General features: G+C 64.4%; 18 protein-coding genes. 12 read left to right on the forward strand and 6 right to left on the reverse strand.

Annotated elements, in window-relative coordinates; all coding sequences use genetic code 11:
- The 3 genes from SAB01S_RS12460 to SAB01S_RS12470 all read right to left on the reverse strand — a co-directional run.
- On the reverse strand, positions 1-3,950 hold a 3,950-nt coding region (locus SAB01S_RS12460), incomplete at its 3' end, for a strawberry notch-like NTP hydrolase domain-containing protein (RefSeq protein WP_174525651.1).
- A gap of 66 nt (positions 3,951-4,016) precedes the next feature.
- Entirely contained in the window at positions 4,017-4,883 is an 867-nt protein-coding gene (locus SAB01S_RS12465; protein WP_007688081.1) for a DUF7146 domain-containing protein, read from the reverse strand.
- Between the two features lie 61 nt (positions 4,884-4,944).
- Entirely contained in the window at positions 4,945-5,271 is a 327-nt protein-coding gene (locus tag SAB01S_RS12470) for a single-stranded DNA-binding protein (RefSeq protein ID WP_009824075.1), read from the reverse strand.
- Positions 5,272-5,675: 404 nt separating this feature from the next.
- On the opposite strand from SAB01S_RS12470, the gene SAB01S_RS12475 reads away from it, so the two are divergent.
- The 5 genes from SAB01S_RS12475 (at position 5,676) to SAB01S_RS12495 (ending at position 11,563) form a co-directional block, all read left to right on the forward strand.
- A complete protein-coding gene (locus tag SAB01S_RS12475) occupies positions 5,676-6,875 on the forward strand; it encodes an AAA family ATPase (protein WP_031297396.1) in 1,200 nt (399 codons plus the stop codon).
- Positions 6,872-7,882, forward strand: coding sequence for a ParB/RepB/Spo0J family partition protein (locus SAB01S_RS12480; protein WP_009824073.1), 1,011 nt, complete (start codon positions 6,872-6,874; stop codon positions 7,880-7,882). Before SAB01S_RS12475 ends, SAB01S_RS12480 begins: the two co-directional genes overlap by 4 nt.
- 184 nt (positions 7,883-8,066) lie before the next feature.
- Positions 8,067-9,332, forward strand: a complete 1,266-nt coding sequence (locus SAB01S_RS12485; protein ID WP_021224606.1) for a replication initiator protein A — start codon at positions 8,067-8,069, stop codon at positions 9,330-9,332.
- A 1,296-nt stretch (positions 9,333-10,628) separates the two neighbouring features.
- Entirely contained in the window at positions 10,629-10,979 is a 351-nt protein-coding gene (locus SAB01S_RS12490; RefSeq protein ID WP_009824070.1) for an antitoxin Xre/MbcA/ParS toxin-binding domain-containing protein, read from the forward strand.
- Between the two features lie 65 nt (positions 10,980-11,044).
- Positions 11,045-11,563: an RES family NAD+ phosphorylase gene (locus SAB01S_RS12495; RefSeq protein WP_009824069.1), complete on the forward strand. Its 519-nt coding sequence runs from the start codon at positions 11,045-11,047 to the stop codon at positions 11,561-11,563.
- Positions 11,564-11,569: 6 nt separating this feature from the next.
- Here SAB01S_RS12495 and SAB01S_RS12500 read toward each other — a convergent pair whose 3' ends face one another.
- Together SAB01S_RS12500 and SAB01S_RS12505 are read right to left on the reverse strand one after the other, a co-directional pair.
- Positions 11,570-11,977, reverse strand: coding sequence for an antitoxin Xre-like helix-turn-helix domain-containing protein (locus SAB01S_RS12500; RefSeq protein WP_009824068.1), 408 nt, complete (start codon positions 11,975-11,977; stop codon positions 11,570-11,572).
- A gap of 81 nt (positions 11,978-12,058) precedes the next feature.
- Positions 12,059-13,225, reverse strand: a complete 1,167-nt coding sequence (locus SAB01S_RS12505; RefSeq protein ID WP_009824067.1) for a hypothetical protein — start codon at positions 13,223-13,225, stop codon at positions 12,059-12,061.
- Positions 13,226-13,683: 458 nt separating this feature from the next.
- On the opposite strand from SAB01S_RS12505, the gene SAB01S_RS12510 reads away from it, so the two are divergent.
- Positions 13,684-14,568, forward strand: coding sequence for a recombinase family protein (locus SAB01S_RS12510; protein WP_062733427.1), 885 nt, complete (start codon positions 13,684-13,686; stop codon positions 14,566-14,568).
- 74 nt (positions 14,569-14,642) lie between these two features.
- On the opposite strand, the gene SAB01S_RS12515 is transcribed toward SAB01S_RS12510, so the two are convergent.
- A complete protein-coding gene (locus SAB01S_RS12515; RefSeq protein WP_083951334.1) occupies positions 14,643-16,016 on the reverse strand; it encodes an alginate export family protein in 1,374 nt (457 codons plus the stop codon).
- 29 nt (positions 16,017-16,045) lie between these two features.
- Here SAB01S_RS12515 and SAB01S_RS12520 point away from each other — a divergent pair, with 29 nt between their 5' ends.
- The 6 genes from SAB01S_RS12520 (at position 16,046) to SAB01S_RS12545 (ending at position 21,042) form a co-directional block, all read left to right on the forward strand.
- Entirely contained in the window at positions 16,046-17,005 is a 960-nt protein-coding gene (locus SAB01S_RS12520; RefSeq protein ID WP_062733429.1) for a chromate resistance protein ChrB domain-containing protein, read from the forward strand.
- On the forward strand, positions 17,002-18,402 hold the full coding sequence (gene chrA, locus SAB01S_RS12525; protein WP_174525652.1) for a chromate efflux transporter: 1,401 nt from the start codon (positions 17,002-17,004) through the stop codon (positions 18,400-18,402). The genes SAB01S_RS12520 and chrA overlap by 4 nt, the downstream gene beginning before the upstream one ends.
- Positions 18,403-18,472: 70 nt before the next feature.
- Complete coding sequence (locus SAB01S_RS12530) at positions 18,473-19,141, forward strand: superoxide dismutase (RefSeq protein ID WP_157078340.1); 669 nt, start codon at positions 18,473-18,475, stop codon at positions 19,139-19,141.
- 153 nt (positions 19,142-19,294) lie between these two features.
- Positions 19,295-19,621 (forward strand): hypothetical protein, encoded by a 327-nt coding sequence (locus SAB01S_RS12535; RefSeq protein ID WP_157078341.1) that lies wholly within the window; start codon positions 19,295-19,297, stop codon positions 19,619-19,621.
- A 168-nt stretch (positions 19,622-19,789) separates the two neighbouring features.
- Entirely contained in the window at positions 19,790-20,452 is a 663-nt protein-coding gene (locus tag SAB01S_RS12540; RefSeq protein ID WP_157078342.1) for a HupE/UreJ family protein, read from the forward strand.
- Positions 20,449-21,042 (forward strand): hypothetical protein, encoded by a 594-nt coding sequence (locus SAB01S_RS12545; RefSeq protein WP_062733436.1) that lies wholly within the window; start codon positions 20,449-20,451, stop codon positions 21,040-21,042. The genes SAB01S_RS12540 and SAB01S_RS12545 overlap by 4 nt, the downstream gene beginning before the upstream one ends.
- Positions 21,043-21,044: the final 2 nt, after the last annotated feature.

Consider the following 21,044-nt stretch of genomic DNA (forward strand, 5'->3'; position numbering starts at 1 on the left):
TGGGCCGCGATGCCGAATGCGCTGGCAATCCGCTCAACCAGCGGCGCCGGAATAAGACGCCCGAGAAGCGACTGGCCGTCATCGCTCGTCAGCCGCCAGACCTGGACATGATCGTCGGGCAGCTTGCCCCACACCGGAAGCAGCAGGCCAGTGACCAGATAGATGATCTGCGTGCGCGTCTGCGCCGCCATTGCGTCGCATTCGGCCTGCCAGGCTTCGTCGAAGCTCGCCCGGTCCACGTCGGTCCAATGGGTTTCGGCGAAGAGGTCCTGCCGGTGCCGTTCGGTGCGCGTCGGCCGCACCAGCTCGTAGCGGCGCACGGTCCGCCCCTCTTCGTCCGTCAGCGAGAAGGTCGGCCGGCAAATGGCGGCCTTGCCGGAACGCGGGTTGATCAATCGGCGCGCTTCCGGGTCGGCGAGAAGCCAATGCGCTCGTTCCAGGGTCAGTGGCCGATATCGTTCCTCGGTTTCGATGCGCAGGATTTCGGTTTCGGCGCCGCTCACGGGATCGCGCCGGATCACCGTCCGGTCGAGGATCGAAATACGGTCGGCCGCGATCGTTTCGACGCCAAGATCGAGGGTGCCGGCCTCGCGTGCCTTTTCCACCCGTGCTTCGATCAAGCCGAGATATTCGTCGAAGATCGCGTTCTGCAGGTCGATGCGCAGCGCCAGGATGCGGTTCAACCACCGCTGGATCGTGGGCAAGGTCTCGGTGAGCCCCCCGCCCTCCCCGGCCAGGTTCAAACCGGTGAGCGCCTGGAACTGATCGAAGTGGACCGATTGGAGTTTTGCCTGGAACAGCAGGCGAAACCACTGGTCGAGCGATTCCCGCGCGAAGTCGGACTCCAGATTGTCGCGGGGGTCGAAAAGTCCCTGCCCGCCGGTCTGGCGTTGGCCGCGGGTCAGCGCGCCCAGGCTGTCGAGGCGCCGGGCGATGGTCGAGATGAACCGCCGTTCGCCGCGGCAATCGGTGGAAACGGGCCGAAACAAGGGCGGGCAGGCTTGGTGGGTGCGGTGCGTGCGGCCCAGCCCCTGGATCGCCGCGTCCGCGCGCCAACCGGGCTCGAGCAGATAGTGGATGCGGCGGCTCTGATTGGGCGCGTCGAGGCTGGCGTGGTAGCTCCGCCCCGTGCCGCCGGCGTCGGAGAAGATCAGGATGCGCTTTTCGCCGCGCATGAAGATGTCGGTCTCCGCGAGGTTCGTGCGCGCGCTGCGCCGTTCGATCCGCTGACGGCCGTCGGCATCGACGATGATCCGCCGGCTGCGACCCGTCACCTCGGCCACGGCCTCCGTCCCGAAATGCCCGATTATGTGATCGAGCGCCGAGCCGACGACCGGCAGCGCACAGAGTTGCTCGAGGAGCTGATCGCGCATGGCGATCGCTTCCCGGCACAGCACCGGCTGCCCGGCCTCGTCGATCATCGGTTCCGAGCGCACCGTGCCGCTATCGTCGGTATAGGTGCGCATCTGGCGCACGGGAAAGGCTGCCGTCAGATAGTCGACCAGGAATTCGCGCGGGGACAGCTCGATATCGAGCCAGGCGCGCTCCTCGGGGGACAGGTCGGCAAGGGCACGGTCGAGCATGGCTTCCGACGTCGACACGAGCTGGACGACGGCGCAGTCGCCGCGCGCGAGATCGGCGGCGATCGCCGGGATCAGCGACGGCAGCTTCATCGACAGCAGGATCTGGCCGAAGAAGCGTTGCTTGGTCGATTCGAAGATCGACAATGCCGCGGCCTTCGCGCCGCTATTATAGGTGGCACCGCTGAAGCCGTCGGTGACGCGCGTGGCGGCGAGCGCGGCCTGCAGATTGTTGTGAATGATCGCCCAGGCATCGGCATAGGCATTGTAGACGGCGATCTGTTCTTCGCTGAGCCGATGCTCGAGGATGTCATATTCGACGCCGGCGAAGCTGAGCGCCCGCGCGGCATAGAGGCCCTGCGCCTTGAGGTCGCGGGCGATCAACTCCATCGCTGCGATGCCGCCGCGGCGCAGGGATTCCACGAAGGCCCGCCGGTCGGCGAAGGCCGTCTGCGGTCCCCACAATCCGAGGCGTGTCGCATAGGCAAGATTGTTGACGTCCGAGGCGCCCGTCGCCGAGGCGTAGAGAATCCGGGCGCGCGGAGCGAGATTTTGCAGGCGGACGCCGGCGATGCCCTGCTCGGACCCTTTCGTGGCGCCGAACCGGCCCTCGCCGCCGGCCACCCCGGCCATTTCATGCGCCTCGTCGAAAACGATGACGCCGCTGAAATCCTCACCCATCCATTCGATCAGCTGGCGCAGCCGCGTGCCCCTGTCGCCGCGGTTGGAGCGCAGGGTGGCATAGGTCAGGAAGAGGATCCCATCGCCCAGCGCGATCGGGGTGCCGAGCTTCCACTGGTTGAGATGCTGGATGTCGAGCGGCAAGCCGCCAAGCGCCGACCAGTCCCGACGAGCGTCTTCGATCAGCGTCTCGCTCTTGGATATCCAGAGGTGGCGGCGGTTGCCGCGCAACCACTGGTCGAGGAGGACGCCCGCCACCTGCCGCCCCTTGCCGGCGCCCGTGCCATCGCCAAGGAAAAAGCCGGTCCGATAGGCGTTACCGGCCTCTGCCGGCGACAGCGAAAGACCCTCCTCGCTGGATATGAACCGCCCGGGAAGATCGCGCTCGAACGCCGCGCCAGCGTAGATCAGCGTTTCGAGCTGCGCGTCCGAGAGCAGGCCGTCGTCCAGGATCCTGGCCGGCAGCACGGGTTCATAAGCGACCGGGGGTGCGGCAATCGATCCCATTGCCTGCGATTCGACCAGCGCGCTTGGGTGCTCACGAGCATCGGCAATCAGCAGACGGCTCGGCCGATAGGGCAGGTAAATCCCTTGCGGTTCGCCCGCGGGTGCGGGCGCGTCGAGACGGTGATAGGCGACCGCGCGGGTCGTGGGCAGGGTCACCGCCGCACGCGAGCAGACGGGGCGGGTCCGCCGCGTGAGGCCCCGGAACAATCCGCTGGGGCGGGAGATCGGCTGCGGCTGCGGCGCGCATGGGGTCGCCATCGCATCGATGGCCGCAAGCGCAGCGCCGAGCGTCGTGCAGGTCTGGCGCGGGACCGAGCCCCCTGCCCCGTCCTTTTCGAGGAGTATGAGCTGGACTGCCTGGCCGGTGCCGTGCTTGGCATAGGCATCGGGCGGCAGGTCGAGATGCAGCCGGGCATGCGCGCCCGCAGTGGCGTGCAGCCAATCCGCGTCCTCCGTCTCGATGCGGTCGGGGAGAATAACGGCGCAGCGCCCGCCTGGAGCAAGCCGCAACAGCGCGGAGCGCAAATGGCGAAGCGCGGCATGGCGATCGCGCGCGCGCCCCTGGCTTCGCGAGAAGGGCGGATTGAGGAGCACGACGCTCGGCACCAGTTGCGGATCGAGCATATCGTCGATCAGTTCGCCATCATGCGTGCTCAGCCTGCCTTCGGGAAAGGCGTGACGCAGCAAACGCGTGCGCCAGGCATCGATATCATTGAGAAGGAGGCGCGCGCCGGCGAGATGGGCGTGTACGGCCAGGAGGCCGGTCCCGGCCGAGGGCTCGAGCACGATATCGTGTGCCGTGATCGCGGCTGCCTTGGCGGCAAGGAAGCCGATCGGCGCCGGTGTCGAGAATTGCTGGAACGCGATCTGCGTTTCGCTACGCACGCTTTGCGTGGGAAGCGCCGCCGTCATAGCGATCAGCTGGGCGAGCCGCGCATTCGCATCTGCCGGGAGCGTCGCGTTCTTCAGATGGAGGACCTGCGCGAGTTCGAGCACATCGTAGGCGTCGCGCAATGACCACAGGCCATCGGCGCTCGAGCCACCGAAAGCGGAGGTCATTTCGGCAAGGAGGTCGTTACGTGCAACCGGACATCCTTCGGACAGCCGGTCGGCTATGCCTTGAGCAGCGGTACGGGCGGGATCATCGAGCGGCAGCGTGAGCGCGAGGGGGTGTGTGGCCATGGGGCATCTCCAGGTCTGACACCTGGCATCAGCGCCAGGTCATCAGCCGGAAGGCTCCCTCCCCTTTCAGGCCGCCTCGGCGGCCCGGCGGACACGCCAAGCATCATTCCAGTCCGCGTGCCGTTCCGGCAGCCGGAGCACCAGTTCGCGTCCATTGGCTGTGAGATGGGGGCGGGCTTTTTTGAGCATGGCGGCAGCGGCGGCACCGCGATCGCCATAGACGATGATACGCTTGACCCGTTCGGGGATGGCGACAAGCCCAAGGCGTTCGACCCCGCCCAGCGCCCAGGTGGGCGTTCCGAACCAGGCCATTGCTGAAAGGGCGTCCTCGATGCCTTCGGCAAGGCCAAGCTCCTCGCCGGCCGGCGCCAGACGAATGGCCGCGTCGCCGAGAAGGCCAAGGGCAATCTTCGGCTTTGGCATGGGTTTGTGCAGGATGTCGGCGAGATCGAGGCAGGTCCGCTGGACGGCGACAACCCCCAGATCATTCTCGACCGCGGCGATCATCGCCGGAAAGAACCGGCGGCGCTCACCGGCCCCGACGATGGTGCGCGGGTTGTAGCGCAGGCAACGCGGATAGGGAGGCGGCAGACCGCGCGCCGCCAGATAATCGGCCGCTGGAGATCCGGCGATGGGCTGGCTCGCCTTCCATAGGCGAAGTGCAAGAGCGCGATGGTCCGCGGCCGCCTTCGGGCGCGGCATTGTGAGCGGCTCCGCATCGTGAAGTTTGCGCCGGCGCAAAGCAGCCAGAACATCGCGCGTGTCGCAGCCGGCAAAGCAGTGGAACAGGATCGCCCGCTCGCCCAGGCGTACCGACAGGCTGGGACCATGATCGTTATGTGCCGGGCACCGGCATTCGCCGCGCGTACCGCGCCAGATCCCACCCAGGGCTTCGACAATGGCTTTGGCGCGATGGGGAGCAGCTATGGGCATCGACTAATCCTCGGAAGTGGTGGAGCGCCGCTGCTGATTGCGCCCTCCCCTCCCCGATATTTCACCCCGGCATGCCTTTGGGTGCCAGGATCCCGAATTCCTCGACGATGCGATCGGTTGTGTAGTGCGTCGCGCCGTCGCGTTCATAGGAGCTGTCCTTGAGCCGCCCGGCTATGCGCACGAGATCCCCGACTTGAGCCCGGTCGGCGATATGCTTCCGCTGGCCTTCGCTGAACACGCTGACCCGGTTCCAGTGGCTGTCTTCCTGCCACTCGTTATCCTCGCCCTTGCGGCGATAATTCGCGCAGACTGACAGCAGGGTGACTTTCGGCCGCGCGTCGATTTCTCCGATTCGGCCGATGATCTCGAACTTGGCGAAGTTGATCATGCACCCTCCATTGGCGACGTCATTTGGCCAGGGAGCCTACCGTGGATGGCGGACTTCGCGTATCCCTCCAGACAGGGGGATTGAACGATTGCTTCAGGCACGACGCGGCTCCCTATCTCGCGGAATCTTTTCGCTTCGCAATCAGCGACGCGGGGATGAGAATATCGCGGGCGCATTGCTGAAACGAACGTCTGAGCGCTCCGTCGGCACGGGCGGACAGCGACACATTGCCATGTTGCCTTGCCATTTCTCCACAGCTGGAACGGTTGGCAAATGACTTCTTGTGGCGACGCGCATTCGCCGTCGGGGACAGGAAATAGCCGAGGTTTGACTTTTAGAACAATTTTTGTTCATTAAATGCGAACCGAACCAGGCTATCTGATTCGAAGGGGGCGAAAGCGGGCATGTCGTATACCGTAAACACGCTGCGAGCGATGACGCGGTCGTGCGAGGAGATGCGCGATCGGGTGAAGTCGATTGTGTTCAAACCCGAAGATCGCAAGACGCTCGACCTGACGTTCGGCCCCGGGATCGCAGCCGATCTCGTCGGGCGTACCCCCGAAGCTTTGGCCAAGGCAGAAAAGGAAGGCCGTCTCGCCGCTCCCAAGCAGCTCAGCAACGGGCGGCGTTACTATACGCTGGAAGACCTGACGCATATTCGCGAAGCGCTGGGCATTCATGCCGGCAAAGCGCCCGATGAAGATGCCGTCATCATCGCCGTTCAGAACTTCAAAGGCGGCGTGGGCAAGTCAACGATCACGAAGCACTTCGCAGATTACTTGGCGCTTCACGGCTATCGTGTGCTCGTAATCGACTGCGATCCGCAGGCATCGACGACGACGATGTTCGACATTCAACCCGAAACGCTCATCGATGACGAAGAGACGCTCGGCCAGTTCCTGTCGCCGCGCAGCACGTTCGACAATTTCCGTCAGGCGATCCGCGACACCGCATGGCCGACCATCAAGATCGTGCCATCGAGCCTCGGGTTGCAAGATGCCGAGTGGGATCTCACCGCGACGCTTCGCGAAGGCGGTCAGGCGGTTCGCGAGGGCTTGCAGCGCTTGCGCATCGGAATCTCCAGTATCGTGAAGGATTACGACGTGATCCTGCTCGACCCACCGCCGGCGATGGGCTTTCTCGGGCTTAACGTGATGGCCGCGGCGACGGGCTTGCTCGTTCCTGTCCCGGCCCGTCAGCTCGATTATCTCTCGACGATCCATTTCATGGACACGATCGCTGAGAATATTGAAGTCCTCGAGGCCAACGGGACGCCAGTGGACTATGGCTTCATCCGTATTGTCTGTTCTGCCTATACGCCCAGTAAGCCGGGCGAGAACGACATGTGGAAGATGATGCAGGCGACCTACGCGAATTTTCTGCTCAGCCAACCGATCCTCGCCTCGGAGGAGATCAAGAATGCGACGCAGGCGTTTCGCTCAGTCTATGAGAGCAAGCCTTCGGCGTCACATGCCACCTACCAGCGGTGCCGGGACAATCTGGACTCAGTGTTCGGCGAGGTGGTGCAGCAAGTCCGCCAGCAATGGCCGTCGAAGAGCATCGCCGGGCGGGCCGGCGAGACAGTCACGAGTGCTGCAGCGTGAGCCGGCGGTCACTGATCGGCGAAGCCCTTGCCTCCGGACCGGCCGAGCCGGTGCCGCTTCTTGAGGAAGCGGTCGCCTCTGAGCCGCGCACAACCTTCACGAGCAAGCGCCTCGATGCGTTCGGCGAAGCCTCGCGGATGGTCAAACGGCCGACGATCCGGCTGAAACCGTCGGAATGCTCGATCTGGCCCGGCAATGCGCGTGATTATGCCCTGTTGACCGAAGATCGGCTTCGGACGCTTATCGATTCCATCCAGGCCGAGAATGGCAACCGCATTCCGGTTGTCGTCCGCAGGACGCCCAAGGCCGATCTGGCCTACGAGCTGGTGATCGGTACACGCCGGCATTGGGCGATCTCCTGGCTCAACACCAATCACTATCCGGACATCGAGCTGGTCGCGATCATCGAGGATATCGACGACGAAGCAGCGTTCCGGCTCGCCGATATCGAGAACCGGGAACGCGAGGACATTTCGGATCTCGAGCGCGGGTTAAACTACAAGGCAGCGGTCGACGCTTACTATGACGGCGTGCAGTCGCGCATGGCCGATCGCGTCAAGCTGTCGAAGTCCACCCTCGCTCGGTACATCGGTTTGACCGACATCCCACAGACGATCGTCAGTGCGTTCGCGTCACCAATGGACTTGCAGGTCCGCCATGGCGACAAGCTGCTCCCTCTGCTCCGCAACCCCGGGATGCGGAGCAAGATGGAAGAGACGGCGAAGGTAATCGCGGCCGAGCAAAGCTTCCGCCAGTCTGGCGACGAAGAGCCTATCAGCGGTTCGGAGGTTGTGGCCCGGCTAACCAAGCCCACCTCGACCCGACCGGGCCGCGCGCAAAAGGCGACGATCGAGGTTAAGGGCGCCGCGATCGGCCAGGTCGATCGGGACCGTAGCCGGGGCCTGACGATCACGCTGAATCCCACCGAGCTCTCGGCCGACGACATATTGGAGGCCCTCCGCCCGCTCATCGAGAACGCGAAGATCCTCAAGAAGGCGGGCCGGTGAAACCGCACCCCGCCCTTTCGCCCAACACGATTTTTGCAACTCTGCAAAAGGGTATGTTTCTGTTTTTTATCAACATCTTAGTGCGCATGTCCCACGCGTGGGACATGCACCTCTTCAATAGGGTTTTTGTGTGAGTTCCGAGACGTCGCCGACGGTCCTTGGAGGCCGCCGGGTCCAGTTTGAGATGTTCTTTACGCTGCCTGATTTCAGCGACATTTCCCTGCGCGATTATCAAGAGACGATGCAGCGTCCCTTCTTCAGCCTGTCGAAGAAAAAGCGGATCAAGCCCATCGAGTATGTAAGCCCCGACAAGTCCGTTACCGTCCACGTGTCTGCAAACCCTGCGTACGGAATGGCGACGATCTGGGACGCGGATATCATGATCTATCTTGCCTCGCATCTCAACGAGCTGCGAGAACGCGGCGAGAATGACTTGTCGCCAACGATCAGGCTTCAGCCAGGCGATCTCCTTAAGCGCGTCTGCTGGGGGATCAGCGGCCGCGCTTACGAGCGTTTGATCGGCGCGCTTGATCGCCTGCAGGCGACGACGATCAAGACCAACATTCGGGCGAATTCGAAGTCGCGCGAAACCACCTTTTCGTGGATCGACAGCTATACCCATCTGGTCGACGAACGAACCCAGCGATCGTTGGGCATGGAGATCACGCTCTCTAAGTGGTTCTTCGACGGCGTAATGGACAAGCGGAACGTCCTCGCGATCTCGCCACTTTATTTCGAAATCACCAGTGGCCTCGGCAAATGGCTCTATCGAGCAAGCCGCAAGCATGCTGGCGGGAACGGTGTCGAAGGTTTCACGATCGGGTTCGAGACGCTTCACCAGAAGAGCGGAAGCGAAAGCTCCCTACCCTCTTTCAAGAACAAGATCCTCGAATTGGCGCGAGCGAACAGCCTGCCCGAGATAAGCCTGGAGGTGATCGGCGCCGACACCCCGCGCCCGAAGCTCAAGATGGTGATGCGCCGCCATCTCGAAGAGCAGAGCGCCAAGGCCTTGGAAGTTGCCCAGTCCGCCTTGCCTCCGCCTCAGGCCGCCCGCCCTGCTCCGACTCGCGCTAAGCCCGCGGCTGAGGTTCCGGAGCCCGCATCGTTCGTCAACGCGAGCCTGACACGTGGGCTGATCGCAAAAGCGGTTGCCGGCCTCAAGGTGGTAGATCCGGCATCGAGTACCGATCCTCATGATCCCGGCTATGCAGCGGCAGCCGCTACGATGCCCCGCGCTCGTACCGGACGTGCGCAGGATGTGCTCGATCGCGATATATATGACGCGATCCGCGCCGAATGCCCAGGCTGGGACCTCGACGTCCTCATGAAGCAATTCGACGCCTTCTTGAACGCGAACCCGAACGAGATGCCGCGAAACTACTCGAAGCGCTTCTACGGCTTCATGAAGAAGCACCACGAGCGCAATAAACACTCTCTCCCCGGCTTCTGATCGTACGCCGGCCGTCCGCGCCGTCAGAGGCTGGCATTTGGGTCCCCCGGCCGACGTGTTTTCAGAAATCGTCGCACGCTCACGCAGCGGATGTTTGTTCGCGCGAAATTTTGCCGTCCCTATGCCATTGTGGGATCTGCGACAGCGACCGCAGCGTGATTCTAAAAACACGTTCTGCAGTCCCGAGCATCGGGCCGCAGAACCGCGAATTCGCAGTCGCCCGGATGCTAGTTGGCTCGGATGCTCAGCGTACCACCATCCTCCGCCTTGGACGGAGGTGGCCTCTCAGATCTCAACGAGGGGAGGGAGGTGAAACCGCATTCCCGAAAACACGACGAAGGGGATCGACATTTCCGATAACACGACATGTCAGGACGAGCCCGACGATCTCGAGTGTGCGGTTTGGAGATCACTGGCCAATAGCGAATCAGAACGCCAACCTGATGCGTTGGTATGGTCAGGGATCAAACTTATCCACAGCTCCCGTGGTGGCCGACGTGTTATCGGATAAGATCCATCGTGTTTTTGGAATCGCTCCATCGTGCTATCAGATCGTCGGCACCGTGTTATCAGATTCTATCCACACGTCGCGAATCGCCGGATTTTCGCTACTTTCGCCCATGATCCGCGACAGTAACCTTTTAACTTCAAGAGATAACTCTCCTTAACGCCGCGCCTACGGCGGATCATTGATTTTCTGCTTCTTGATTTTGAAGAAAAAGGGGAGGGGGTACACCTCGACCGACCAGCACCACCACAGCCGTCCGCGCCCACTGATGCTCGCGTAGGCGATCGAGCTTATACAGGCCCTTTTCACGGCATGCCCGAAAACGGGTGCCGGATCGTCGATCCCTCGCTGACATTTCCAGCGCCTGCACCGGTGCAATTCTGTGTAGAAGGGAGTGGATGAGCAAGAGAATACGAACTACGCGGCTGGCGGAACTGATGGCAGCCTTTGCCGTCCCGCGGGATCCCAGGATCAAGGATCAAGGCGTAGGCCGTTCGCGTGGTGCCGATGGCAGTGCCGGCGTCATACCTGCAGCTCGTGCTGTCCGCCGATCCCCAAGAGGTCAGACAAGGCTGTGGATTACAAAGGTCGCAACTTACCTTGCTGACGCATGCGCGCTGAAGCGGAGACCGCTGCTCGACCGGCACTGATGTGCTCCTTCTCCGGTGTACTTGGTAAGCGCTGTGATTCGATCCAGATCGCGAGAATCACTGCGGAAATCTCGTAGCGTGACACACTCATTGAAATGATACGCTTTTGAGTGCATATATAAGGCATGGAGTGCACTCATGCTTGCTGCTTTTTTGGATGACATTCGCGAGGGCGACATGATCGCGCCGCGCCGCATGGCGGAACGCCTGCGCCTGCCGATGACGCGTCTATCGCGACTTGCGCACCTCAATCGCAACACCATGACCACACATCCCGGCAGCCCGGCTGTGCAGGCCAAGCTGGGGGAAATTGCCCGGATCATCGCGCGCGCCGCCGATCTGGCCGGCGATGAAGGCAAGGCGATCATCTGGTTCAAGCATCAGCCTCTGCCTGGATTTGGCAAGACGGCTGAGGAGTTGGTCGAGGATGGCCATGCTGATGTCGTGATCGAGGATCTCGATCGTATGGCCGCCGGTGTTTATTCCTGACGCGATTGACTCTGGTTCACAGGCTTGACCGTGGCCATGTTTCCGCACGCTGGTAGTGCGGCGCAATGACCTATGCTCTTGCGCCGTTGTCACTTCCGCTTTGGCGGATGATCCGGATCCGCCACCAGTTCAGTCCGACGTCGGGAGAAGGCGCGCGGCTTTATGGCGGACGCTGGAACAGGAAGGGGAAGTCAGCGCTCTATCTCGCGGCCGATGCAGTCACGGCGGTGGCGGAATACTATCAAGGGCTGCCCAAGCCCGGAACACTTGTCCCTTATCACCTCGACGCGGCGGCAATCGCGGATCTCACCACCGGCACGGCCGAACCGTGCGACACGCGGGTAGGGGAGGCCCTGGGGGCGAACTGGAAGACCATCGCGTTGCTCGAACGCCAGACGCCGCCGAGCTGGGCGCTGGCGGACGAGCTGATCGCGGCGGGTGCGCAAGGTGCGTTGGTGCCATCTGTCCAGAATCCGGGTGGGCGGAACCTGGTGCTGTGGCAATGGCATGAGAAGGATATGCAAGGGGAGGGCGCCGCGCTGACTGTCCTTGATCCTGACGATGCCTTGAGGCCTCCAGGCTAGACGAATCTAGCCACACACACGCGTTTGTCCGCTGCACTGTGTGTCGATATATTGGCGCACCACATAGAGATCGGCGACATTGCCTGAGGCCATCCGCTCGATCGCCGGACGTCCGGCGAACAGCGGCGCCTCGTTGGGTTTGCGCACCCATTCGTCGGCGGTACGCGGCACAAGCATCTGCAGCCCCTTGTAGATCCCCATGACATAGGAAATTCGCTCGAGCGCGTCCCTGGAAATCGCCGCGACCGCGCCGCGCTTCCAGGTCTGAAAGGTCGAGCGGCTGTCGAGCCCGAGCAGCTTCATCTGCTCGGCTTCTTGGAGGCCCCAGGCGTCGGCGATGCGGAAGAATGTGCGCAGCGCCGGAGCCGTCAGAGCCTTGCGGCTAAGCGTGTCAGCATCGGCTGACTTGACCATCGGCTTCCCTTTCTCCGTCCAACTCTATCGCATTCGCCCAAAAAGCGAATTCCGAAACATCATCTCTCGCGCGCGGCTTGGTCAACCTGGGCCAGAAGTGCGCGCCAGCAGTTGGTCGATATCGGTCATCGCCGCGTCGAACTCGGCGAGCGCTGGATGGGAGAGCGCGGGTGCTTGGTCCAGGGGGGCCGACAATCGCTCCCTTCGCGGTTCTTCGGCGACCAGCAGGACCTTCCCCTTGACCGTCTCCCGCCGTGCCATGCGCGCCGCCACAAGGGCGTCGCGAATCGCATAGGTGCCGCGCCGGCTGATCCCGAAGGCCGAGGCCATCTGATCGAGCCCGAGCGGCGCGAACGCGGCAAGGACGATCCACACCTGCGGCGCCCGCGCGCTCGCGCGCAGGTGCCCCAGCTGCGCGTCCATCAGCGCCGCGCGCCGCCGCGCTTTCACGACCAGATCTGCAAGCCGGGTAGCGCTGGCGCGAAGCGTGCGCGCTGAGACAATGGCGCGTTCGCCCGGCCAGAGCTGCGGCTGAAGCGGTTCGGCGGTCACGGCGCCGGGGCAGGGGAGGGCAAGCTGCCACGCGCCGCACGCGGTCAGCAGCCGCCCCAGCGCGGCGTCGACCGCCCAGAGCGGTGTGCGCGGGGCGGCCTGCTCGATCGCCACCGCGCGGTTCCCAAGCGAACGGATGTGCACCGCGCGCTCCACCGGCGCGAACAGCGGATCGGCGCGCAGCAGCGCGTACAGGTGGCCCAGACCCGCAAAGGGCAGGGGGGTCTCGTCCTCCGCGCCGGCCTGGCTCACCAGCGTGATCGCCCTGCCGATCGCCTCCTCCGCCAGCGCATCTTCGGCTTGCATCGGGCGGTCGGCCCCGAAGCGCGCGGCCAGAGCGATGGTCTGCGCGGCGTCGGCGAGCTGTTCCCACGGATGATGGCTGAGTTCGCCCAGCAGCGCGCGGACCACGGCAGTGGCGGAGCAGGCGGTGAGCGGCGTCTCTCGGGGGCCACGGTCGAGCCCGGCGAACCAGGAATTGAAGCGCAATTCGGCATCGGCGAATCCGCTCTGGGTCAGGCTTGAGAGCAGCACCGCGCGCACCAATCCCATGCAGAACAACGCCTTCTCGTCCTCCGTGAGTCCGGCGAGCAGCCCGTCGAGCCGGCCGAGCGCCAGCGCGCATTCGCCTTGCGCGAGCGCCAGCTTCTCGGGCGGGACGTCGGTGTCGGCGGCGAGGGGATGGAAGCGCTCCATGCCGAATGTGTAGTGAATGGCTAAACACTGCACAACCGCTCGGAGGGTCAGTGAATGAACATGCGATAATTGCACTTATCACATAAGCAGATTTGACCGTTCTTTATAAGGTGGGCTACAAGCGCGGCTGAGGAGCTGTCGGTTTCCCTATACGACCGGACTCCAGCGTTTCCCGCGATGTAGCGGGTCAGGCTGATCCCAAACCTCCGGATTCCGATACCAAACCACTGGACTGGCATTGGCAAAGCGGCGGAAAGTCGCGGACTGGGCCGTTCTTGAACCTCGGAGCGGGGAGGGGGCTCAATCCCTCACGGGCATAGGCGCTGGCGCGGTGCGCAACATTCTCTCCTTGGATCACCGGCGCGCCTTCATGGCGATCTGGACTAGCCGCCACTGGCTCGTAACTCTATCATACGGGGACAACCGAACGTTTGACCCCGTTATATGGAATGTGACAAATGGCCTTGATCGGCTACGCACGCGTCTCGACCGACGAACAGGACACGGCTGCCCAACTCAGCGCACTGCGTGCCGAAGGCTGCTCGATTGTCCTTGAAGACAAGGCCAGCGGAGGCAGTCGCGATCGGCCGAACCTCGCGCGAGCGCTCGAACGCGTGCGGCACGGCGATACGCTGCTGGTGGTCCGGATCGATCGACTGGCGCGATCGCTGTCGCATCTGCTCGAGATCGTCGAGACCCTGCGAGAGAAGGGGGCCTTTTTCCGCTCGATACACGATCCGATCGACACCTCGAGCGCGCAGGGCATGTTGATGACCCAGATGCTGGGCGCTTTCGCTGAGTTTGAGCGGGCGCTTGTCCGCGAACGGACCAGGGCAGGCCTCAAGGCAGCTGTCGCGCGCGGCGCGCGGCCCGGAAACCCGAAGATGCGTTCTCGCGATCCGGCGGCGATCGCCGACATCCGGTACAGCCTCAAGGAGCGCTATCTCAATGAACTGCTCAACGATCGGCACCGGTGGTTGCCCACGGTAGCACGCCTGCGGCCGCACTTGCCCTGGGCGCTGGTCTTGCGGCAAATCCGCGCCATTACGCCGGCGGTGCGTTCGTTTAGCGAGCGGACGCTCGTGAAAGCTTGCCGAACGCTGGTCAAGGCCGGCTACGCCGACGCAGCGATCCTCGAGCCGGCACCAAGGCTGCCGCCTGACACGCGCGTCGCGCGCCTCGTCGCTGATCGGCTGAAGACGCATCCGAATTCGTCGCTGCGGGATATCGCATCCTGGCTGACCCGCGATCTGCGAGAGCCAACGCCGCGCCGTGGACTGGCGTGGTCGCCTGAAGGTGTCCGCCGGGTGATTGGCCAAGCCGAGAAGCTGTCGTTGATCTAGATTGCAGCGGGAATGTGGTCTGTCCAGGCAGGCGCTATGGAGATGAATCGCCGAAAGAATCGGCAACTGAATGATTAGAAGCTCGCGGTGAGATTGAACGAGCCATAGCGCGTCCATCGTCTCGGCGGCGCATTGGGCGCGTCTCGCAAGAAGCGTCCTTTAGCAAGCAGCAGGCCGTCGAACTCGAACCTGAGCCGCGCGGGCACGATCCAGTAGCGGACGCGCGCCTCGATCTGGTGGCCGGCAAAATCGCCCGATCCGCTCGAGGCGTCGCGCACGCCGGTTGTGGAGAAGCTGTCTTCGTTGGCGGCAAGCCATATCGCGCGATAGACCGCGAACCAGTCAAGCCGTTTGCTGGGCGTTGCTTCAAGCCGGATGCCCGGCGTCACGATGTTGGCGCGACCGACCGCGTTGTAGAGACCGGCCGGCGCAAGCTCGGCACGTCGCATTCCGAACAACGTGTCGAACCGGCCGAAGCGTCCGCCAGGCTTGTCTCCACTGGCGCGATCGAACTCGACCGAGAGGCGCGGCCTCCAGCGTCCAGCGAAGCTGTAGCCGACATCGGCATGGATGAAGCTCGCGCTGACCGACTGCCGGGCCGCGGTCGGCGCCAGCGACGCGCTGATATGGCCGGTCTGATAGAGTGCCTCGATCTCGTAGTCGAACGCACCGCTTCGCGGCTCGGCGATGACTCTCCCGCCGAAGGTGTCAAGGGCGCGGTCTCGAGTCGGGCGACCCGGCGCGTCGCGCTCGTCGAGATGGAAATAGGTCAGTTCCCCCATTGTCGGGCCGATCACTCTGGCCTTGCTGACTTGACCACCCCAGAGCACGAGGTTGAAGCTCTCCCGATCAAGCCGCACTCTGGCGTCGCGGATGCCCTCATTGTCGTCAGGCAGACGGATCTGCGGCAGCGTGTAGATGAGCGTCGCCTTCCACCCCTGCGGTGCAGCGATGTCGGCGCGAAGCCCGGTATAGCCATTGGTGGTGTTGCGATAATCGTCCGCGGCCACGAGCCGCCGCGAGCCCAGATTGAGCATCATGCGACCGGCGGTGAGCGTAAGCTTCGTGCCCCGGCCGAAGGCTCCGTCGAAGTTGGCCGCGACATAAGCCTGGACCGGCTCCAGCGCGTTCACCTCGTTTGTCGTCACCGGCGTTCCCGCATCGTCGCCCCAGACGCGGCTGTCGAACAGCTCGACCCCGACGCGGACAACGCCTTTGCGGTATTCGGCGAGAATATTGGTGCGAAGGTTTACCAGTTCGTCGCTGGTGTTGAACCCGGACCGGGCCTGGCCGTCGATCGCCTCGTAGCGCAAGCGGATCGAACCCGAGAACGCGAGGCCATCGTCGGGCGGGGGCGCCTCGGCACGCGCTGGCGGCTGCTGCGCCCAAGCGGGTTGCGCGACGGCTGCAATCAGCGCGGTTGCGGATATGGGATATAGATGTTTCATCGAATCACTTACGATGATACATATGCACTATGAACGACACAACCGACCCCGATACCTGGCTCGCGCTGCTGCACCAGCTCCCCGCGAAGCCGCCCTATCTGCGCGTGAAGATCTGGCGCCGCTTGCAGGCGGCGGGCGCGGTGCCGCTCAAGAACGCCGTCCATGTGCTGCCGCGCCGCGAGGAGACGGAGGCCGCCTTCCGCGACCTGCTCGCCGAGATCACATCGAGCGGCGGCGAGGCGGTGCTGATCGACGCGCGGCTGATCGAGGGCCAGAGCGACGCCGAGCTGCGCGCGCTGTTCGATGCCGCGCGCGACGCCGACTATGATGAGCTGGCGCAGGCCGCGCGCAATCTGCTCGATACGGGACCGGCCTCCGGCGCGGACATCGCCAGGCTCCAGCGGCGGCTTGCCGAGATCGTCCGGCTCGACTTCTTCGGCGCGCATGGACGGCAAGGTGCCGAAGCGGCGCTGCGCGAGCTGGACGAGCAGCGATATGCCCATCCTGATGTCGGCCGCTCGGACGCGGCCCCCGAGCTGGCGCCCTCCGACCTTGCGAACCGCGTCTGGGTGACGCGGCGCGGCGTCCATGTCGATCGCATCGCCTGCGCCTGGCTCATTCGGCGCTTCATCGACCCGAAGGCCAGCTTCAAGTTCATCGACGGCAAGAGCTATACGCCCGAGGCCGGGGAGCTGCGCTTCGACATGGTCGATGCCGAGTTCACCCATGAGGGCGATCGGTGCAGCTTCGAGACGCTGGTGCATCGCGCCGCGCTCGACGGCGATGCGGCGCTGGTGGCGATTTCGGAGATCATCCACGAGCTGGACATCGGAGACGGCAAGTTCGACCGGCCCGAGGCGGCCGGGCTGGGCGCGATGCTGTCGGGCGTCTGCGCGTCCACCGACGACGATCTGGAGCGCATCGCGCGCGGCGGCGACGCGCTCGGCCAGTTTCACGCCTATTTCAGCAGCCGGAAGGCCGAGCGGTGAGCGTCGCCGTCACCGAGCAACTGGAGCGGTCGGAGGCGGCCCACGATCACGGCATTCCCTTCGGCGAAGCCGTCAAGGTGTGGGCGCGGATCGCATCGCTGAGCTTCGGCGGTCCGGCCGGGCAGATCGCGGTGATGCACCGCATTCTCGTCGACGAGAAACGCTGGATCGGCGAGGAGCGGTTCCTGCACGCGCTCAACTATTGCATGTTGCTGCCCGGCCCCGAGGCGCAGCAGCTCGCCGCCTATATCGGCTGGCTTCTGCACAAGACCAAGGGCGGGCTGGTCGCGGGCGCGCTGTTCGTGCTGCCCGGCTTCCTCGCCATCCTGGCGTTGAGCTTCCTCTATGTGCTGCTTGGCGCTTCGCCGCTGGTCGAGGGGCTGTTCTTCGGCCTCAAGGCCGCGGTGCTGGCGGTAGTGATCCAGGCTGTGGTCCGGGTCGGCTCGCGCGCGCTCAGGAACAACGTCATGCGCGGGATCGCGGTCGCCGCCTTCGTCGCCATCTTTTTCCTCGATGCACCCTTTCCGCTGATCGTGCTGGCGGCCGCGCTTGGCGGTTATGTCGGCGGGCGCCTCGGGCTTCCTGCGTTCAAGAGCGGCGGCGGGCACGGCGCGGCGGGGGGCAATGTGGTCCATGACCGCGACACCGCGCTCGGCGAGGGGCTGCCCGACCATGCCCGCCCCAATCTCGCCTGGTCGCTCAAGATCACGGCGGCGCTGCTTGTCCTCTGGCTCGCGCCGGTCGCGGCGATGCTCGCGCTGCTCGGTCCCGACGACGTGTTCTCGCGCATCGCTGCCTTCTTCAGCCAGATGGCGGTGGTAACGTTCGGCGGCGCCTATGCGGTGCTGGCCTATGTCGCGCAGGAAGCGGTCGATACCTATGGCTGGCTCAAGCCCGGCGAAATGCTCGACGGGCTGGGCCTTGCCGAGTCCACGCCGGGTCCGCTCATCATGGTGACGCAGTTCGTCGGCTTCCTTGCGGCGTTCCGCGAATCTGGCGCCTTGCACCCGCTGGTCGCCGCGACCTTGGGGGCGATCCTCACGACCTGGGTGACGTTCGTGCCTTGCTTCCTGTGGATTTTCGCGGGTGCCCCCTTCGTCGAAACGCTGCGCGGCAACAGGGCGCTCTCTGGCGCGCTCGGCGCAATCACGGCCGCCGTGGTCGGCGTGATCCTCAACCTCGCGCTTTGGTTCGCCATCCACACATTGTTCGGTGAGGTGCGCGAGGTCGGTATCGCGGGCACGCGCTTCGAGGTGCCGGTTCTGGCTTCGCTCAACATCCCGGCACTGCTGCTGGCAGCGGTGGCCGCGATTGCCGTGTTCCGGTTCAAGGCCGGCATGATCCCGGTGCTGTTCGCCTGCGCCGGCCTCGGCGCGGCCTATGTCCTCCTCAGATGAACGGAGAAGCCCGGTGACGGATGTATCGCGCAGATCGGCGGTGAAGGCCCTTGGGATGGGAGCAGTGGCAATGGCAGTGATGGACAGCGTCGAAGCACAGGAACCCAGGGCAGCGCGGCCGCCGGCCTTTGCAGGCCAGCATCAGCCCAAGCCGCTCAAATTCGATCCCGCGAAGCTCGACGGGCTTTCGGAACGGCTCGTCAAATCGCATTGGGAGAACAACTATATCGGCTCGGTGCGAACGCTGAACATGATCGAGACCCGGCTGGCGGCCGCGCTCGCCGATCCCGACCTGCCGCCGGTCGTTTATGGCGGCCTCAAGCGCGAGGAGCTGCACCGCACCGGCTCGGTCGTGCTGCACGAGGTCTATTTCGACGGGCTGGGCGGCAACGGCCAGGCGGGCGGCGCGGTGCGCGAGGCGATCGCCGCCGCGTTCGGGTCGTTCGCCACCTGGGAAGCAGAGTTCCGCCGCACCGGCATGAGCCTCGCGGGCGGCTCGGGCTGGACGATCCTCGCCTATAATCTCCACACGCGCTCGCTCCACACCCATTGGGCCTGGGACCATATGCACGGCGCGGCGGCGGGTGTGCCACTGCTGGCGCTCGATATGTATGAGCACAGCTTCCACATGGACTTTGGCACGCAGGCCGCCAGATATATCGACGCCTGGTTCAAGAACCTCGATTGGGAAGCCGTCGATCGCCGCTATGGGCAGGCGGCGGCGGCCGCGCGGAGCTGACCCCACGCATAACGGGGAATGGCCCGCATCGGGCGGGTGAACTTGGGCTTTCCTTTTGCGAATAATTCGCAGATAAAGGCCGAAGCCTCGGCGGGATCACAGGATTCGTGCCGACCCGTCTCGCCGGAAAGAAAGGCCGCATCCGACCCTGCCATGCTGATCGTCCGGCTGCTTTCTTTGTTGTTCGTTCTGACGCTGGCCTTCTCCCACGGCGGTCCGGTGGCGTCGGTCAGCCACGATCATGTCGTAGCGGCCGAACATCATCACGCTGAGCATGGCCATAGCCATAGCGATGCGCCCGATGCCGATCATGAATCGGACGGGACCAGCGCCCATGTTCATCTGCTCGTCGACCGGCTCGCCCATGCAGCGCCGGTCCCGGCGACGAGGCTCGACCGAGCGCCCCGGCACTGGCCGCACAACCAACCGCAACTGCCTTCAGCCGTTCTCGCGCCGCTGCTCGAACCGCCCGCCGCCTGAGCCTGGCTGCGGCAGCCGCCGCATGAACACGGTGCGGGCCTGTCCCGCGCCGTTTCCCCAGGCATGTGCCGGCGGGCTGCTTGCCCGTCCGGCGCCCAGGAAAGTCATATCATGTATCCATTCCGGGCCAGACCCTCGGCGCTCGGCCGCACGGTTCTTCTTGCCCTGATGGCCTTCTCCTTCGCTGGCGCGGCTTTCGCGCATGGCGTTGCAGAGGGCGATCAGGGCTATATCGAGCAGACGAGCGGGCCGCAGATCAGCGCGTTCCTCTATCTCGGCGCCAAGCATATGGTGACGGGCTACGATCACCTGCTGTTCCTGTTCGGCGTCATCTTCTTCCTCTACCGGATGAAGGATGTCGCCGCCTATGTGACGCTGTTCGCCATCGGCCACTCGACGACGCTGAGCGCGGGCGTCCTCATGGGCACAAATGTCAGCGCCCATCTGGTCGATGCGATCATCGGCCTGTCGGTCGTTTACAAGGCGCTCGACAATCTCGGCGCGTTCCAGCGATGGTTCGGCGTCCAGCCCAATACCAAGGCGGCGGTGCTGATCTTCGGCCTGTTCCACGGCTTCGGCCTGGCGACCAAGCTGCAAGACTTCTCGCTCTCCTCGGACGGCCTGATCGTCAATCTCCTCTCGTTCAATGTCGGCGTCGAGATCGGCCAGATCCTCGCCCTCGCCGCCATCCTTATCGTCATGGGCTATTGGCGGCGCACGCGCAGCTTCTCGGCCCATGCCTTCACCGCCAACGTCCTGCTGATGACCGCCGGCTTCGTGCTCACCGGCTATCAGCTTGCGGGCTATGCTCTGGAAGGAGCCGCATCATGACCCAAGTTCCGCAACCCGGCATCGGCGAGTTGCCGAGCCTGCGCCAGCTCAACCGCGCGACCCTGATCGCGTTCGGCGCCGCCGCCGTCATCCTCGTGACGACCGTGCTTCCGGCCGAATATGGCGTCGATCCCACCGGCGTCGGCCGCTTGCTCGGGCTGACCGAGATGGGCGAGACCAAGCAGGCCGACGCCGCAAGCCATGCCGCCCCGGCGCCGCCCGCGGTCGCGGCGCCCGCCGCCTCGCCGACGCCCGCCCTGAAGGCCGGGGAACCCGTCGAGGTGACGCTGACCCTCGCCCCCAATGAGGGCCGCGAGGTCAAGGCGACCATGAAGGCGGGCGGCGAGTTCGACTATCGCTGGGCAACCGACGGGCCGGAGGTACGGTTCGAGCTGCACGGCGAGCAGACCGGCGCCGCCGAGGGCGATTATACCAGCTATGAGAAAGGCAGCTCGGCGGGCGCATCGGGCAAGTTCCGCGCGCCCTTCGACGGCACGCATGGCTGGTATTGGCGCAGCCGCACCGACCGGCCCGTCACCATCACCGTCACCGCTACCGGTGACTTCGAGAAATTCGCCGCGCTTCCCTGACA

Origin of the sequence: Sphingobium abikonense NBRC 16140, from assembly GCF_001598335.1 — a bacterium.
Taxonomy (GTDB): Bacteria; Pseudomonadota; Alphaproteobacteria; order Sphingomonadales; family Sphingomonadaceae; genus Sphingobium; species Sphingobium abikonense.

Bases quoted from the DNA above. Each gene is read 5' to 3' on its own strand.
- SAB01S_RS12500 (WP_009824068.1), bottom strand. From the start codon at position 11,977: ATGGTCAAGTCAGCCGATGCTGACACGCTTAGCCGCAAGGCTCTGACG.
- SAB01S_RS12530 (WP_157078340.1), top strand. From the start codon at position 18,473: ATGGCAGTGATGGACAGCGTCGAAGCACAGGAACCCAGGGCAGCGCGG.
- SAB01S_RS12490 (WP_009824070.1), top strand. From the start codon at position 10,629: ATGCTTGCTGCTTTTTTGGATGACATTCGCGAGGGCGACATGATCGCG.
- SAB01S_RS12505 (WP_009824067.1), bottom strand. From the start codon at position 13,225: ATGGAGCGCTTCCATCCCCTCGCCGCCGACACCGACGTCCCGCCCGAG.
- SAB01S_RS12520 (WP_062733429.1), top strand. From the start codon at position 16,046: ATGAACGACACAACCGACCCCGATACCTGGCTCGCGCTGCTGCACCAG.
- SAB01S_RS12475 (WP_031297396.1), top strand. From the start codon at position 5,676: ATGTCGTATACCGTAAACACGCTGCGAGCGATGACGCGGTCGTGCGAG.
- SAB01S_RS12510 (WP_062733427.1), top strand. From the start codon at position 13,684: ATGGCCTTGATCGGCTACGCACGCGTCTCGACCGACGAACAGGACACG.
- SAB01S_RS12535 (WP_157078341.1), top strand. From the start codon at position 19,295: ATGCTGATCGTCCGGCTGCTTTCTTTGTTGTTCGTTCTGACGCTGGCC.
- SAB01S_RS12545 (WP_062733436.1), top strand. From the start codon at position 20,449: ATGACCCAAGTTCCGCAACCCGGCATCGGCGAGTTGCCGAGCCTGCGC.
- SAB01S_RS12540 (WP_157078342.1), top strand. From the start codon at position 19,790: ATGGCCTTCTCCTTCGCTGGCGCGGCTTTCGCGCATGGCGTTGCAGAG.
- SAB01S_RS12470 (WP_009824075.1), bottom strand. From the start codon at position 5,271: ATGATCAACTTCGCCAAGTTCGAGATCATCGGCCGAATCGGAGAAATC.
- SAB01S_RS12495 (WP_009824069.1), top strand. From the start codon at position 11,045: ATGACCTATGCTCTTGCGCCGTTGTCACTTCCGCTTTGGCGGATGATC.
- SAB01S_RS12465 (WP_007688081.1), bottom strand. From the start codon at position 4,883: ATGCCCATAGCTGCTCCCCATCGCGCCAAAGCCATTGTCGAAGCCCTG.
- SAB01S_RS12515 (WP_083951334.1), bottom strand. From the start codon at position 16,016: ATGAAACATCTATATCCCATATCCGCAACCGCGCTGATTGCAGCCGTC.
- SAB01S_RS12485 (WP_021224606.1), top strand. From the start codon at position 8,067: ATGTTCTTTACGCTGCCTGATTTCAGCGACATTTCCCTGCGCGATTAT.